Here is a 15,804-nt window from a genome sequence, read left to right as displayed (position 1 = left end):
ATGGACCCTGGCGCTCGGCATGGACCCGGTTTCGGGGCCTTACTCATCGCCCTGGTCGTGGCGGTATCCGCCTGCGGGCATGCCCAGCGGCCCGAGCGGAAGACCTATGTCGTCTCCGAGGATGCGCGAGGGGTAGGCACCGCCGAAGGGCCTGGCACGGGAGGCTCTGGCGCGGAGGCCTATTGCAATGAGCTGGAGAAACAGTGCTTCCAGAAGTGCTGGAGGCGCAAACCCGCCTACGACAGCATTCCGAAGCATTCTGGGAAGCATCATGAGCAGTGCACCGAGCAGTGCCTCGGTGTGTTCATGAAATGCATCAAGGAACAGGCGGCACTGGAGAAGCTGGACACGAAGCGGGAACTTCGATTCTCCGACATGGCGGTCGCGCTGGACTGGCTCCGGGAGCACAGGTCCGAGGTGGCGCTGGGAACCGTTGTTGTTGTCGCGGGCGTGGCGTTCTCGCTCGTCGTGGCACCGGCGGGCTTATTGGTGCTGAGCCCCATTTGAGGGAAAGGGCGTGGCCGTGAGCAGGGACAAGGACATCGATGTGGAGGACGTGCTGCAGGTCCTGAATGATGCAAGCAAGCACTACGCGCTGGGAACGCGGGAGTCGAACGCCTTCGAGGCTGCTGCGTTCTGCCTGCTCTACGTTCGCCACATCGACAAGCTCAAGGACTTCGCGGCCTATTACCAGGAGATGCTCGACCCCAACTTCAAGGTCAAGGTCGAGCGGGACTTCGCGACGCGAGCCGAAGCGGATGCCTGGGTCCAGGGTGGCAAGGCCGAGGACCGCATGCACATCCGGATTGACGGCAAGGGCTTCCTGGTCGTCCGACTGCCTGGACGACTCACGCTCATGGTCGCCCCCCTGCCCGAGGAACTGAACGCGGAGGATGAGCCGGAGGCGTGAGCAGGCTCCAGTCCATTGCTCCCCAAACCTTCTGGGTCGGCTTCTGGGGCTCGGTGTTGAGATTTTAGGTTAAATCTCCGGGGAAATAGTCCTCTCCGGATTGAAATTAGCCAAAGTCGTATCTACACTGCATTGCGTCAGCTCTTGCGAGAGGTGCGTCGATGCAGAAGTGGATGGCGATGGTCCTGCTGGTGGGCGTGGCGGTGGCGGGGCTGCTGGTGACTCCGGCGGCACAGGTGAAGCAGGGCGGTCCCATCAACGCCGCGGACACCGCCTGGCTGCTCACCGCCACGGCGCTGGTGCTGCTGATGACGCCCGGCCTGTCGTTCTTCTACGGCGGCATGGTGCGGCTGAAGAACGTCATCTCCACCCTGATGCAGAGCTTCATCGCCATGGCGGTCATCAGCGTGCTGTGGGTCGTCGTGGGCTTCAGCCTGTGCTTCGGCGACAGCTTCCACGGCCTCATCGGGGACCCGCGCACCTTCTTCATGTTCAGCGGCGTGGGCGGTGAGACGCACCCGGACCTCGCGCCCACCGTGCCGCTGCTGCTGTTCGCGCTCTTCCAGCTCAAGTTCGCCATCATCACCCCGGCGCTCATCACCGGCGCGTTCGCGGAGCGCGTGCGCTTCAAGGCGTACCTGCTCTTCATGGTGCTCTTCAGCATCTTCATCTACGCGCCGCTCGCCCACTGGACCTGGCACCCGGAGGGCTTCCTGCGCCAGTGGGGCGTGCTCGACTTCGCGGGCGGCACCGTCGTGCACATGTCCGCGGGCTTCGCCGCGCTCGCCGGCGCCATCGTGCTGGGCCGCCGTCAGGTGCACCTGACGCACGCCACGCACGCTCCGGCCAACGTGCCCTTCGTGATGCTGGGCACGGGCATGCTGTGGTTCGGCTGGTTTGGCTTCAACGCGGGCTCCGCGCTGTCGGCCTCGTCGCTGGCCACGCTGGCCTTCGCCACCACCAACACCGCCTCCGCCGCCGCCATGCTCGGCTGGATTGCCTTCGACTGGCTTCGCGGCCGCAAGCCCAGCGCCATGGGCGCCTGCGTGGGCGCCGTGGTGGGGCTCGTCGCCGTCACGCCCGCGGCGGGCTTCATCACCGTGGGCCAGAGCCTCGTCGTGGGCCTCGTCGCCAGCTTCGTCAGCAACGCCGCCGTCCACTTCAAGAGCCGCACCGCCCTGGACGACACGCTGGACGTCTTCCCCTGCCATGGCCTGGGCGGCGTGGTGGGCATGGTCCTCACCGGCGTGCTCGCCAAGGACGTGGGCCTCATCCACGGCACCACCCGCACCTTCCTCATGCACCTGCTGGCCCTCGGCGTCGTTTCCGTCTTCTCCTTCGTGGGCTCGTGGCTCCTCTACAAGCTCGTCGACCGCATCGTTCCCCTGCGCGTCACCCGGGAGCAGGAGGAAGAGGGGCTGGACCTGAGCCAGCACGGCGAGACCGTGGGCGAGGTCCCCACCGCCGCCCGCGTGGAGACCCCGCCGGGTCCCGCCGCGGCCGCCTCGCCGGCGCCCGTGCCCGCGTAGGTCTCACCTCCGCCCACGCTGATTCCGGATGACTCGGGGCCCCTCACTTCACGTGGGTGGGCCCCGTGGCATCCAGGAAGTACGGCGCTCCGGCACCCCGAGGCCAGTCCCTGTTGGGAATGGGATTCCAGGTAATTCAGTAAATGGCAGCGGGAGTGAAACCTGTCCTGCGCCTGACTTCCTCCTGAGGGTGGGCCAAGGCGTCTGCCATTGGGCTGGGGCGGCGTGCGTCGTCTGGGGGCCAGTCCTCCGAAGGGAGGATGGCTTCGACGGGGGCACTCATGACGCATGGATGCAAGGGATTGGGGGGGCTGCTGGGACTCCTGCTGGTGGTCGGGGGATGCTCGAAGGAGCTGGACCCCGCGCCACCGCCGGGGGCGGGACCCACCCCGGCTGGCGCGGAGATCGGCACGTCCAGCCTCCGGGGCCTGCCCCTCGTGGAGGGCCCATCGGTCGTCAGCGTCTTCGTCCAGAAGCTGGAGCAGCCCACGTCCCTGGGAGAGACGACGGCCGTGCACGTGAAGCTGCCGCCTCCCGTCAACCGGGAACTCGAGCAGAGCCTCGTGCGCGTGGTGGGGGATGCGAGCGCCCCCGTGGCCCTGTTCCGCTCCGACACCCTGGCCAGGCTCGGGGTCATTCCCCAGAGCCCGGGCCCGGGCTTCTTCACCCTCTTCTCGCAGGTGCCGGACTCGGAGCTGCTGCGCCGGCTGGACGGCGAGAAGCGGGTGGCCCGGGGCGAGTTCGGAGAGGTCACCCGGGAGACCTTCCTGTTCAACGGCCGCCACCCGGTGGCGCGCGTCGAGGGCCAGCCGGTGGATGCCCTGGGATTCCAGACGGGCGGCCTCGTGCCCCTGTCCTACTGTCCGACGGTTCCTGCCTCCACTCCGGCCGCCTGGGAGCGGACGCTGATCATCCGGGATCCAGCCGTGGTGCTGGACCGGGCGCGCACGTGGGACCCCTGCACCGGCGCCGGCACGAAGGGCGGGGTGTGGACGTTCGCGCACCTCATGCGGCAGATGGCCCAGGGCTCGGGCGCGAGCCCGGAGGCCTTCGTGACGCATTGGCTGTCAGGCTGGCTCAATGACATCACCCTCAACGGAGACACCGTGCCGGCGCGCCGGGCCATGTATGACGAAGTGATTGCCCCCTGGGCCACCGCCAGCGGGGCGCGGTCCTTGCTCGTGCTCAACGCCAGCACGGGCCGCTGGGAGGTGCAGTTCAACAAGCCCCTGGACCTGGGCATCGCGCCCTTCCGCCTGCTGGCCATCGTCAACCGCATGGACCTGGGCAACACCTCCGGGGGCTACGGCCGCCTGGCCAACGCGGGCGAGCTGCGCTTCGTGTTCGGCCTCACCCGGCCCTCGCCCTGGGGCGGTGGGACGGAAGCGACCTGCAACCTCAAGCCCTTCACCGCCATCTTCGAATACGGCGTGCCGGTCACGGGCTGCGGGGGCGTCATCGGCTGGGCCCGGCAGCTGACGCAGCTGGGCCTCTTTTCCTCCTTCGATTTGATCTACCGCGCGCGCCTCGCGACGATGACCGAGAGCGTCGTCCTGCACGGAAAAGCCCCCAACAAGGGCAACCGGAACGCGCTCAACCAGCTCCGCACCAATGAGGCCGTCCTGGGCGCGACGCAGGGGCGGCCGTGGGAGCTGCGCGAGTTCCGGCTGACGGACGAGAACACCGTCAACGGCACCGACAAGCCCTCCCACGGCTTCCTGCGCCCCCATACGATGGGGCTGACGCCCGATGACGCCACCCATGACTCCCTGATGGATGCCGACATCGACCTCTTCGTGCGGACGCAGGTGAAGAGTGGCGTCGAGCAGCCGGCGCGGGTGCCCAACCAGTGCTCCGCGACGTTCTCCGCGCCCTACCGGTTCAATGGCAGGCCCTTCCTGGGCGGCAACGTGCTGGTGGCTCCGCCCACCCACTGGGCTGCCCGCAATGCCTCTCCCACCGACGCCGCGGAGGTCTGCGCGCGCAAGGAGTTCTCCCTCAACACCTGCAATGGCTGCCACTTCAAGGACACCGGCACCCACGACTTCTCAGGGACCGAAAACATGGCCTTCACGCACATCAGCCCGACCTCCGGCATCCCGGCGAAGCTGTCGAAGTTCCTGACCGGCGGTGGCGCGGGCTCCATGTACAAGGTCCCGGACGCGCAGTTCGGCGCCTCGGTGGCGTCGTGGTCCTTCGCGGAGCTCCAGCGCCGCCACCAGCAGCTGTATGAACTCGCCACCTGCTCCACCTGCGGACGCTTCCAGGCGCTGGACGCGGACTTCCTGTCCCAGCTGGAGTCGCTCGCCGGGGTGGTGCCCCTGGACGTGTCGCCCGGCTCGCTCCCGCCGCCGTTCAAGGTGGGGCCCATCCATGACGCCGCGATGGTGACGCGGCTGCTGGAGCTGCGCGCCGGATTCACGCAGGACTTCTGGGAAGCGCCGCTCGGCTTCCTGCGGCCGGCGGAGGTCTTCGTCCACTGACACGCCGTCGGGACCCAGAGGCCCTCTCCCTCTCACGGGGAGGGGGCCTTCGGGGCCGTGCCTTCAGAACGCGCAGTCCTGTCCGCGCGTGGGCAGGACGGACGCGGAGCCGGACAGCCACGCGTCCAGCGCGCGCGCCGCCTCGCGTCCGTCCGCGAGCGCCCAGACGATGAGACTCGCGCCCCGGCTGGCGTCGCCCGCGCAGTACACGCCCGGCGCGGACGTGGCGAACTTCGCGTCCACCTGCACCGTGCCGCGCGGCGACAGCTTCACGCCCAGCTCCTCCGCCAGCGGGCCCGTCTCCGGGCCGGTGAAGCCCATGGCGAGCACCAGCAGGTCCACGTCGAACACCTGCTCGGACCCCGGCACCTCCAGCAGCTTCATCGCGCCGCCCGGCTCGCGCTGCACCTCCACGCGCACCGCGTGCAGGCGCTTGAGCTGGCCGTCCTCGCCCTCCAGCCGCTTCGTCAGGAGCGCGAAGGCGCGCTCGCCGCCCTCCTCCTGGCTGGAGGATGTGCGGAACACCAGCGGCCAGCGCGGCCACGGGTTCTCCTTCGCGCGCACCGACGGCGGCGCGGGCAGCAGCTCCACCTGCGTCACGCTCGCCGCGCCCTGGCGCAGCGCCGTGCCCAGGCAGTCCGAGCCCGTGTCGCCGCCGCCCAGGATGATGACCCGCTTGCCCCGCGCCTCCAGCCGCGCGTCCGGCGCCGCGCCCGCCGTCACCACCCGGTTCTGGTGCTCCAGGTAGTCCATGGCCTGGAGCACGCCGGACAGCTCTCGGCCGGGGACGTCCAGCTCGCGGGCCCGCCGCGCGCCCAGGGCCAGCACCACGCCGTCGTACTGCTCGCGCAGCACGCGGTAGCCCGTCGTCGCGCCCACGTCCTCGCCGGTGCGGAAGACGATGCCCTCCGCCTCCATCAGCGCGAGGCGCCGGTCCAACACCGACTTCTCCAGCTTGAAGTCCGGGATGCCGTAGCGCAGCAGCCCTCCGGCGCGCGCGTCCTTCTCGTACACCGTCACGGTGTGCCCGGCCGCGTTGAGCTGGGAGGCCGCCGCGAGCCCGGCGGGGCCGGAGCCCACCACCGCCACGCGCCGGCCCGTCCTGCGCGCCGGAGGCCGGGGCTTCACCCAGCCCTCCGCGAAGGCGCGCTCGGAGATCTCCTTCTCAAGCTGCTCGATGGTCACCGCGTCCTGGTCGATGGCCAGCACGCACGCGGCCTCGCACGGCGCGGGGCACAGGCGCCCGGTGAACTCCGGGAAGGTGTTGGTGCGGCTGAGCACCTGGTACGCCTCCTTCCACTGGCCCCGGTACACCGCGTCGTTGAAGTCCGGGATGAGGTTCCCCAGCGGACAGCCCTGGTGGCAGAAGGGCACGCCACAGTCCATGCAGCGCCCGGCCTGCCGCTTCGACTCCTCGGGCGCCAGTGCCAGGTGCAGCTCGCGCCAGTCCTCCAGCCGCTCCGCCGTGTCCCGCTTGGGGGCGGGGACGCGCGGCCACTCGACGAAACCCGTGGGCTTGCCCATGGCCTACACCCCCCCGCCGACGACGTGGAGCTGCTGCACGCCCGCGGCCGGTGGCGGACGCCGCGCCGCGCGCCGCGCCTGGAGCACGCGCTTGTAGTCGGTGGGCATCACCTTCATGAACTGCGGCACCATCAGCTCCCAGTTGTCGAGCACCCGCCGCGCCAGCGTGCTGCCGGTGTGGTGCAGGTGGCGTTCGATCATCCCGTGCACGAGCCAGATTTCGGACTCGTCCACCAGCGACTCCAGCTCCACCATCTCCAGGTTGCAGCGCTCGCGGAAGGAGCGGTCGCGGTCCAGCACGTACGCGGTGCCGCCGCTCATGCCGGCCGCGAAGTTGCGGCCCGTCTGGCCCAGCACCACCACCACGCCGCCCGTCATGTATTCGCACCCGTGGTCGCCCACGCCCTCCACCACCGCCTGCGCGCCGCTGTTGCGCACCCCGAAGCGCTCGCCCGCGAGCCCCCGCAGGTACACTTCACCGGCCGTCGCCCCGTAGAGCACCGTGTTGCCCACGAGCACGTTGTCCTCCGACACGAAGCGGCTGCCCTCGGGCGGATAGACGATGATGCGCCCGCCGGACAGGCCCTTGCCCAGGTAGTCGTTGGTGTCGCCCTCCAGCTCCAGCGTCACGCCCGCGGCCAGGAACGCGCCGAAGCTCTGGCCCGCGGAGCCCTTCAGCTTCACCCGCAGCTTGCCGTCCGGCAGCCCCTGCGCGCCGTGGCGGCGGGCAATCTCCCCGGACAGCATGGCGCCCACCGCGCGGTGCGTGTTCGCCACCGGCAGGGTGAGCAGGAGCGGCGGCCCGCCCGTGAGCACCGACTGCGCCTTCGAGAGCAGCTCGTGGTCCAGGTGGTCCGACACGTCCTTGTGGTGCGGCGCCACGCAGTGCCGGGGCTCGGTGGCCGGCGCGGCCGGCGCGGCGAGCAGCGCGGACAGGTCCACCTTGCGCGCCTTCCAGTGGTCCACCGCCGCGCGCTGGCGCAGCAGGTCCACGCGGCCCACCAGGTCGTCCAGCCGGCGGACGCCCAGCTGGGCCATCCTCCGGCGCAGGTCCTCGGCGAGCATCATGAAGAAGCTCACCACGTTCTCCGGCGTGCCCTGGTAGCGCTCGCGCAGCGCCGGGTCCTGCGTGGCGATGCCCGCCGAGCAGGTGTTGAGGTGGCACTTGCGCAGCATGATGCAGCCCACGGAGACGAGGCTCGCGGTGGCGAGGCCGAACTCCTCCGCGCCCAGCAGCGCCGCCACCAGCACGTCGCGCGCGGTGCGCAGGCCGCCGTCCACCTGCACGCGCACGCGCGAGCGCAGGCCGTTCTGCACCAGCACCTGCTGCGTCTCCGCCAGCCCCAGCTCCCACGGCAGGCCCGCGTGCTGGAGGCTGGACAGGGGGGAGGCGCCCGTGCCGCCCTCGTAGCCGGCCACCACCACGCAGCTGGCGCCCGCCTTGGCGACGCCCGCGGCGATGGTGCCCACGCCCACCTCGCTCACCAGCTTCACGCTCACGCGCGCCTTCGCGTTGACGGACCGGAGGTCGTAGATGAGCTGCGCCAGGTCCTCGATGGAGTAGATGTCGTGGTGCGGCGGCGGGGAGATGAGCGTCACGCCCGGCGTGGACCAGCGCACGCGGGCAATTCTCTCATCCACCTTGTGGCCCGGCAGCTGCCCGCCCTCGCCGGGCTTGGCGCCCTGGGCCATCTTGATTTGAAGCTCGTCCGCGTTGACCAGGTACTCGGCGGTGACGCCGAAGCGCGCGCTCGCCACCTGCTTGATGGCGCTGCGGCGCGAGTCGCCGTTGGGCTCCTTCGTGTAGCGCCGCGCCTCCTCGCCGCCCTCGCCGCTGTTGGATTTGCCGCCCAGCCGGTTCATCGCGATGGCCAGCGTCTCGTGCGCCTCCGCGCTGATGGAGCCGAAGGACATGGCCCCGGTGACGAAGCGGCGCGCCAGCTCCAGCGCCGGCTCCACCTCCTCCAGCGGCACGGGCGTGCACCCGTCCGTCACCACGTCCAGGAGGCCGCGCAGGTTGCTGTGCTCGCGCGTCTCGTCGTCCGCCAGCCGCGAGTACTCCTGGAACTGCGCCGCGTCGTCCGCGCGCACCGCCGCCTGGAGCTTCGCCACCGTGGCCGGGTTCCACTTGTGCCGCTCGCCCTGCCGGCGCCAGCGGAACTGCCCGCCCACCGGCAGCAGGCCCTCCTCGCCGTCCGCCGCCTGCCCGAAGCCGCGCGCGTGCCGCTCGGAGACCTCCCGCCCCAGCTCCGGCAGGCCCACGCCTTCAATGCGGGACGGCGTGCCGGTGAAGTGCTTCTCAATCAGGGCGCGCTGGAGGCCCACCGCTTCGAAGAGCTGCGAGCCCCGGTACGACTGGAGCGTGGAGATGCCCATCTTGGACATCACCTTGAGCAGGCCCTCCTCCAGCGCGTGGAGGTAGTGCGCCTGGGCCTTGTCCTCGTCCGCCTTCAGCTCCCCGGCGTCCGCCAGCGCGCGCAGCGTGTCCAGCGCGAGGTACGGGTTCACCGCGGACACGCCGTAGGCGAACAGGCACGCGAAGTGGTGCACCTCGCGCGGCTCCGCCGTCTCCAGGACGATGCCGGTGTACATGCGGGTGCCGTCGCGCACCAGGCGCTGGTGCACCGCGGACACGGCCAGCAGCGCGGGGATGGCCGCGTGCGCGGAGTCCACGCCCCGGTCGCTCAGCACGAGCACGCTGGCGCCCGCGTCCACCGCGTCCACCGCCGCCATGCACAGCCGCTCCACCGCGACCTCCAGCGCCGCGGCGGCGCCGCCCGCGTGCGGGTACAGGAGGCTCAGCGTGCGCGGCTCGAACAGGCCGGTGTCGCCGCGCAGGTTCGCCAGCCGCGCCAGCTGCCCGTTGGTCAGGATGGGGCCCGGCAGGGACAGCCGGTGGCACTGCTCCGGCGTCTCCTCGAAGGTGTTGCCCTCCGGGCCCAGCGCGGTGGCCAGCGTCATCACCAGCGCCTCGCGCAGCGGGTCGATGGGCGGGTTCGTCACCTGCGCGAAGAGCTGGTGGAAGTAGTTGAAGAGGGTGGGGGACTGGTCGCTCAGCACCGCGAGCGGCGTGTCGGTGCCCATGGAGCCCGTGGGCTCCTTGCCCGTCTCCGCCATGGGGACGAGCGTGGTGCGCACGTCCTCGTCCGTGTAGCCGAACGCGCGCTGGAGCCGCCACAGCGACTCGCCCTTCAGCCGCTCCGGCGCGGGCACCGCGGGCAGGTCCTCGAAGGTGAAGACGTTGCGCTGCAGCCAGCGCCGGTACGGCCAGCGCGTGGTGATTTCGCGCTTGGCCTCCTCGTCCTCGATGATGCGCCCCTCGGCGGTGTCCACCAGCAGCATGCGGCCCGGCGTCAGCCGCCCCTTGCGCCGCACCTGTGAAGGGGGCACGTCGATGACGCCCGTCTCCGACGCCAGGATGATGCGGTCATCCTCCGTCACCAGGTAGCGCGCGGGGCGCAGGCCGTTCCTGTCCAGCGTCGCGCCGATGAGCTGCCCGTCCGTGAACGCGATGGCCGCAGGCCCGTCCCACGGCTCCAGCAGCGACGCGGAGTATTCGTAGAAGGCCCGGCGCTCGTCGGGCATCTGCTTGTGGGCCTCCCACGCCTCCGGGATCATCATCATCATGGCGTGGGGCAGGGTGCGGCCGCCCAGGTAGAGCAGCTCCACCATGTTGTCGAACTGCGCGGAGTCGCTCTTGCCCGGCACGATGATGGGCCACAGCGGCTCCAGGCTGCCGCCCAGCTTCGCCGTCTGGAGCAGGCCGCGACGGGCCGTCATCCAGTTGCGGTTGCCACGCAATGTATTGATTTCGCCGTTGTGCGCGATGAAGCGGAACGGCTGCGCCAGCTCCCACGTGGGGAACGTGTTGGTGGAGAAGCGCGAGTGCACCAGCGCCAGCGCGCTGACGAACTCCGGGTGCCGCAGGTCCGCGTAGAAGCGCGGCAGCTGCCGGGGCAGCAGGAGCCCCTTGTAGATGAGCGTCTCCGACGAGCAGCTGGCCACGTGGAAGCGCCCCTGCGGATCCACGCCGCGCGCCAGCACGCGGTTCTCCACCAGCTTGCGGATGCGGTAGAGCTTGCGCTCGAAGGCGCTGGGCACCACGCGCCGCCGCGCGATGAAGAGCTGCCGGATGACCGGCGCCACCTGCCGCGCGAGCGACCCCAGCTCCTCCGGCGCCACCGGCACGTCACGCCAGCCGAGCAGCCGCTGCCCCTCCTCCTCCACCACGTCCTCGAAGAGGGCCTCGCACGCCCGGCGCGCCTCCGGCTCCGGCGGCAGGAACACCTGCGCCACGCCATACTGGCGGCGGGGGGGCAGCTCGAACCCCAGCTTCGGCGCCTCGTGGTTGAAGAAGCGGTGGGGCAGCTGCACCAGGATGCCGGCGCCGTCGCCCGTCTCCGGGTCGCGTCCCGCCGCGGCGCGGTGGCTCAGCCGGTTGAGCAGCTCCAGCGCGTCCTCCACGATGCCGCGCGAGCGCTGACCCCGCAGGTGGGCCACGAACCCCACGCCGCACGCGTCATGCTCGGTCTCCGGCTCGTACAACCCGTAGCGCCGGGGAAGGGTGAACGACATGGGGGGACCCCTTTCCCGCATGACACGGGAAGCCAAGCTGTGGAGCTTGCAGGCTAACGCGCCGTGTCGGACCCCGTAAAGACAGGGTGATACGGGGGGTTGGCGCCTCAAGCGGAGTGGGACCGGGGGACCGGGCCGTGAAACACGCCCGCACGGCATGTTGAGTCAGGTCCGGCTGCCGGAAGGAACGGATGACCTGCCAACATTTGCGTCAGATGGTTGTTCCCCCGTGTCGCGGCGCTTCACATCCTCGGGAGACCTTGGGACTGCTGCAGCGACTGAAGACGGAGACGCGCTCCCACCACGAGCGCACGGAAGGGGTGGTGCGCCTGATGGACGCGCACCTGACCCCTGGCGACTACCAGCGTCACCTGGAGGACTTCTACGGCCTCTACGTGCCCCTGGAGGCCCGGCTCGCCGGCCCCCTGTCGGCGCTGGGGCCCGCGCTGGCGCTCGCGTCGCGCTGGAAGGCGCCGCTCCTGGAGGAGGACCTGCGCGCGCTGGGCCATGACGCGGCCTCGCTCGCCCGGCTGCCGCGCGCCTCCTTGCTGCCGTCCATCCCGGGGCTCGCGGAGGCGCTGGGCTGCGCGTACGTGCTGGAGGGCTCCACGCTGGGGGGCCAGCTCATCCTGCGCCACCTGACGCGCCACTTTGGAAGCGACGCCCGCGTGGGCACCTTCGCCTTCTTCCGGGCCTACGGTGAGCAGGTGGGCCCCATGTGGCGGGCCTTTGGTGACGTGCTCACCCAGGCGTCCGAACGGGCCGCCTCCGAAACCTTCGACGCGGCCGTCGTCCAGGGTGCCCGCGACACCTTCGACGCCTTCGCCGCCTGGTTGATGCGGGAGAACGATGTCCCCGTCCGTCTCTGACGCCGACCTCACGGTCTGCGACCGTGAGCCCATCCACCTGCTGGGCGGCATCCAGCCCCGGGGCGTGCTCGTCGCCTTCGAGCCGGCGGGCGGCACCATCGCCGTGGTGAGCGCCAACGCGGCCGGGCTGCTCGGCGCCGGGCCGGACGCGCTCGTGGGCCAGCCGCTCACCCGGCTCCTCCCCCGTGACGCGCTGGCGCGCGTGGAGGCGGGCGTGGCCCTGGGGCCCGTCAACGTGGAGGTGGGCGGCCGCCGGTGCTCCGCGCTCCTGCACGAGAGCGACGGCCTGCGGGTGCTGGAGCTGGAGCCGCTGTCGGACGCGGACGAGGACCGGGCCGTGGACGAGAGCGCGCTGGGCGCGGTGCACCGGCTGGTATCGCCGCTGGCGCGGGTGAAGGGCGCGCCCGCGCTGCTCCAGGAGGCCGCCAACGCGGTGCGCTCGCTCATCGGCTACGACCGGGTGCTGGTGTACCGCTTCCACGCGGACTTCCACGGCGAGGTGGTGGCCGAAAGCGTGCGCGAGGGCGTGGACCGCTTCATGGGCCTGCACTTCCCCGCGAGCGACATCCCGGTGCAGGCGCGCGCCCTCTACACGCGCAACACGCTGCGCCTCATCGCGGACGTGGACGCGGAGGTCGTGGGGCTGGTCCCCGCCACGCTGCCCGGCACCGGCCGCCCGCTGGACCTGTCCGGCGCCGCGCTCCGCAGCGTGTCGGAGGTCCACCTGGAGTACCTGCGCAACATGGGGGTGGGCGCGTCCTTCAGCGTGTCGCTCCTGAAGGATGGACGGCTCTGGGGCCTGATGGCCTGCCACCACCTGTCGCCCCGGAACGTGTCGGCCGCGCGGCGGCAGGCGTGCGAGGTGCTGGCGCGGCTGTTGTCGCTCCAGCTCGACGCCGAGGAGCGGGGCATGGAGGCCGCGGCCCAGGCGCGTCGCGCGTCGCTGCTCAACGTCCTCGTGGTGCCGGGCCTGGGCGAGCGCAGCCCCGTCCGGGTCCTGGAGGCGCAGGCCCCGCTGCTGATGGACCTCACCGGCGCCACGGGCGTGGCGCTGGTGCTGGGCGCGAGCGCGGGGCTCCCGGGCGGCGCCCCGCTGCTCCTGGGGGAGACGCCCACCGAAGCGGAGGTGCTCCGCCTGGTGTCGTGGCTGTCGGAGCAGGCGCTCCCGAACGACCTGTTCCACGTGGACCGCCTGGGGGACGTCTACGCGCCGCTGGCCGCCCGCGCGGAGGTGGCCGCAGGCCTGCTGGCCGTGCGCCTGGACCCCGCCGTGCCCCACTTCGCGCTGTGGTTCCGCCCGGAGGTGGCGCGCAGCGTGACGTGGGCCGGCAACCCCAACAAGCCCGTGCGCCCGGAGCCGGGGCACGCGCGGCTGCGGCCCCGCGCGTCCTTCGACGTGTGGCGCGAGCAGGTGCGGGACGCGTCGCTGCCGTGGTCCGCGCAGGACCTGGAGGCGGCGCGCGCGCTCAAGGGCGCGCTCGTGGGCGTGATGCTGCGGCACGCGGAGGAGGTGGCCCGCCTGTCGCGCGAGCTGGCCCGCTCCAACGCGGAGCTGGACGCCTTTGGCGGCACCGTGGCGCACGACCTCAAGGAGCCGCTGCGCGGCATCCTCCAGTACAGCTCCTTCCTCCAGGAGGACTTCGGCCCCACGCTGGGCGACGCCGGGCGCTCGCAGCTGGACGCCCTCATGTGGCTGGCGAAGCGCACGCACGACCTGCTCGACAGCCTCTTCGAGTACAGCCGCCTGGGCCGCCTGGAGCTGGCGTGGGAGGAGACGGACCATCAAGCCCTGGTGGGGGACGTGGTGCGCACGCTGGGCGCTCGGCTGGAGGAGGGGAGGGTGGAGCTGCGCCTGCCCCGCCGCCTGCCCACCGTGGCCTGCGACCCCGTCCGCATCCGCCAGGTGTGGGCCAACCTCATCTCCAACGCGGCCAAGTACCAGACAGCCGAGCCCCGCTGGGTGGAGGTGGGCTACTTCGGACCGGACGAAGCCCGGCCGGAGGCGGCGCGGCACGTCACGGCGCCCTATCTCTTCTTCGTCAAGGACCCGGGCATCGGGATCGCGCCCCAATTCCACGAGGCCATCTTCGAGCTGTTCCGTCGCCTGCACCCCGCGCAGGCGTTTGGGGGCGGCAGCGGCGCGGGGCTCGCCATCGCCCGGCGACTGGTGGCATTGCACGGGGGGACGTTGTGGGTGGACTCCGTGCCAGGGCGCGGGTCGACCTTCTACTTCACGCTTGGCGAGGGACCCCGAGGATGAGCCCGCTGCTGCTGGTGGAAGACAGTGATCCAGACGCGGAGGCCCTGGAGCGCATCGCGCGTCGGCTGCCGCTGCCCGTGCCGTTGGTGCGCGTGCGCGACGGGGAGAGCGCCCTGGACTACCTCTACCAGCGGGGCGCCTACGCGGACGCGGTGCGGCCCGTGCTCATCCTGCTGGACATGCACATGCCCGGCATCAGCGGGCGCGACGTGCTGGCGCGGCTGAAGGCGGACCCCCACCTGCGCTCCATCCCGGTCATCATCTTCTCCAGCTCCCTGACGGCGGAGGACGTGGACGGCGCCTACGCGGAGGGCGCCAACAGCTACCTCTTCAAGCCGGAGGTCGGTCCCCAGCTCCAGGCCACCGCGGAAGCGCTGCACGCCTTCTGGTTCAAGGCCGCGCGGCTGCCCACGGCAGAACAGCAGGGCGCATGAGGCTGCGCGTCCTGCTGGTCGACGACGGGATGTCGGACCGCATCGCGGTCAGCCGCGCGCTGGCGAAGGACCCCGACATCCAGTGGGAGGTGGCGCAGGTGGCCTCCGCCGAGGAGGCGCTGGCGCACCTGACCGGCAACGCCGTGGACGCGATGCTGCTCGACTACCACCTGCCCGGCATGAACGGCGTGGCCCTGCTCCAGAAGCTCGCGGCGCTGGGCCTGCCCACCGTGCCCGCCGTCGTGGTGCTCACCGGCAGCGGCAACGAGCGCGTCGCCGTGGACGCCATGAAGTCCGGCGCCCAGGACTACCTGGTCAAGGATGCCTTCAGCCCGGAGCGCCTGCGCCGCAGCCTGCGCGCCGCCGTGGACTCCGTGCGCATGACGCGCGAGCTGGAGGAGCGCCGCCTGCGCGCCGAGCGCGCGGAGGCCGTGGCCCGGGACGCCCTGGCCGTGCGCGACGAGCTCTTCGCCCTGGCGACGCACGACCTCAAGGGCCCGCTGCAGATCATGACGCTCAACGCCCAGGTGCTGCGCCGGCAGATCCCCGCCGCCGCGATGACGCCCGCGCTGGAGACGCGCCTGGGCCACATCGTGCGCGCCGCGCACCGCATGGGGGAGCTCATCGACCACTTCCTGGAGGTGACGCGCGGCCAGGAGCGTCCGCTCAAGCGCGAACGCATGGATCTGCTCGCCATGGTGCGCGGCAAGGTGCGCGAGCTGGAGGCCACGGCGTCGCGCCACGTCTTCGTCCTGGAGGCGCCGGAGGGCCGTGACTTCGCGGGCGACTGGGACGCGCACGCCCTGGAGCGCGTGCTGGAGAACCTGCTGGGCAACGCGGTGAAGTACAGCGCCGCGGGCTCCACCGTCACCGTGCGCCTGGCGGTGGAGGAGCAGGATCCGCAGCAGGCCGTGCTGCTCTACGTGGTGGACCAGGGCATCGGCATCCCCGCGGCGGACCTGCCCTTCGTCTTCGAGCGCTTCCACCGCGGCAGCAACGTGTCCCAGGACGTGTCCGGCAGCGGCGTGGGGCTGGCCAGCGCGCGGCGCATGGTGGAGCTGCACGGCGGCACGCTGGCCGTGGAGAGCCAGGAGGCGCGGGGCTCCACCTTCATCATGCGCCTGCCCCGGGGCCTGTCGCTGGGCGCGCTCCCGACGACGCCCCCGCAGGCCGCGCCCCCGCCGCGGGGAGGCCCCTCGCACTCCGCGCCGTGACGCGCG

At 71.6% G+C, this 15,804-nt stretch carries 10 protein-coding genes; 8 read left to right on the top strand and 2 right to left on the bottom strand.

What is annotated here, in order from left to right; translation table 11 throughout:
• The 4 genes from OV207_RS33420 to OV207_RS33405 all read left to right on the top strand — a co-directional run bounded on the left by OV207_RS33420 (position 1) and on the right by OV207_RS33405 (position 4,922).
• Positions 1–507: a hypothetical protein gene (locus tag OV207_RS33420; protein ID WP_267559166.1), complete on the top strand. Its 507-nt coding sequence runs from the start codon at positions 1–3 to the stop codon at positions 505–507.
• A gap of 10 nt (positions 508–517) precedes the next feature.
• The gene (locus tag OV207_RS33415; protein ID WP_267559165.1) at positions 518–910 is read left to right on the top strand and encodes a hypothetical protein; all 393 of its coding nucleotides are present in this window, start codon (positions 518–520) and stop codon (positions 908–910) included.
• 161 nt (positions 911–1,071) lie between these two features.
• Complete coding sequence (locus OV207_RS33410) at positions 1,072–2,439, top strand: ammonium transporter (protein ID WP_193346739.1); 1,368 nt, start codon at positions 1,072–1,074, stop codon at positions 2,437–2,439.
• 281 nt (positions 2,440–2,720) lie between these two features.
• The gene (locus OV207_RS33405) at positions 2,721–4,922 is read left to right on the top strand and encodes a hypothetical protein (RefSeq protein ID WP_267559164.1); all 2,202 of its coding nucleotides are present in this window, start codon (positions 2,721–2,723) and stop codon (positions 4,920–4,922) included.
• Positions 4,923–4,985: 63 nt separating this feature from the next.
• Here the strand turns inward: OV207_RS33405 and OV207_RS33400 are convergent, their stop codons facing one another.
• Together OV207_RS33400 and gltB are read right to left on the bottom strand one after the other, a co-directional pair.
• Entirely contained in the window at positions 4,986–6,446 is a 1,461-nt protein-coding gene (locus OV207_RS33400) for a glutamate synthase subunit beta (RefSeq protein ID WP_267559163.1), read from the bottom strand.
• A 3-nt stretch (positions 6,447–6,449) separates the two neighbouring features.
• Complete coding sequence (gene gltB, locus OV207_RS33395) at positions 6,450–11,021, bottom strand: glutamate synthase large subunit (protein ID WP_267559162.1); 4,572 nt, start codon at positions 11,019–11,021, stop codon at positions 6,450–6,452.
• A gap of 260 nt (positions 11,022–11,281) precedes the next feature.
• Between gltB and OV207_RS33390 the strand changes: the two genes are divergently transcribed.
• Genes OV207_RS33390 through OV207_RS33375 form a run of 4 tightly spaced genes read left to right on the top strand, consistent with a single transcriptional unit; the run spans position 11,282 to position 15,798 of the window.
• Positions 11,282–11,890 carry a biliverdin-producing heme oxygenase gene (locus tag OV207_RS33390; protein ID WP_267559161.1) on the top strand — a complete coding sequence of 203 codons (609 nt, stop codon included), beginning with the start codon at positions 11,282–11,284 and terminating at the stop codon, positions 11,888–11,890.
• Positions 11,871–14,150 (top strand): ATP-binding protein, encoded by a 2,280-nt coding sequence (locus tag OV207_RS33385; RefSeq protein WP_267559160.1) that lies wholly within the window; start codon positions 11,871–11,873, stop codon positions 14,148–14,150. Before OV207_RS33390 ends, OV207_RS33385 begins: the two co-directional genes overlap by 20 nt.
• The gene (locus tag OV207_RS33380) at positions 14,147–14,584 is read left to right on the top strand and encodes a response regulator (protein WP_267559159.1); all 438 of its coding nucleotides are present in this window, start codon (positions 14,147–14,149) and stop codon (positions 14,582–14,584) included. The genes OV207_RS33385 and OV207_RS33380 overlap by 4 nt, the downstream gene beginning before the upstream one ends.
• Positions 14,581–15,798 (top strand): hybrid sensor histidine kinase/response regulator, encoded by a 1,218-nt coding sequence (locus tag OV207_RS33375; RefSeq protein WP_267559158.1) that lies wholly within the window; start codon positions 14,581–14,583, stop codon positions 15,796–15,798. The genes OV207_RS33380 and OV207_RS33375 overlap by 4 nt, the downstream gene beginning before the upstream one ends.
• The last annotated feature ends 6 nt before the right edge of the window (positions 15,799–15,804 follow it).

The sequence above is a fragment of the Corallococcus sp. BB11-1 genome, assembly GCF_026626625.1.
Classification (GTDB): Bacteria; Myxococcota; Myxococcia; order Myxococcales; family Myxococcaceae; genus Corallococcus; species Corallococcus soli.
Note: the sequence above shows the minus strand (reverse complement) of the source record. Positions and strands in the feature narration are given on the sequence as shown.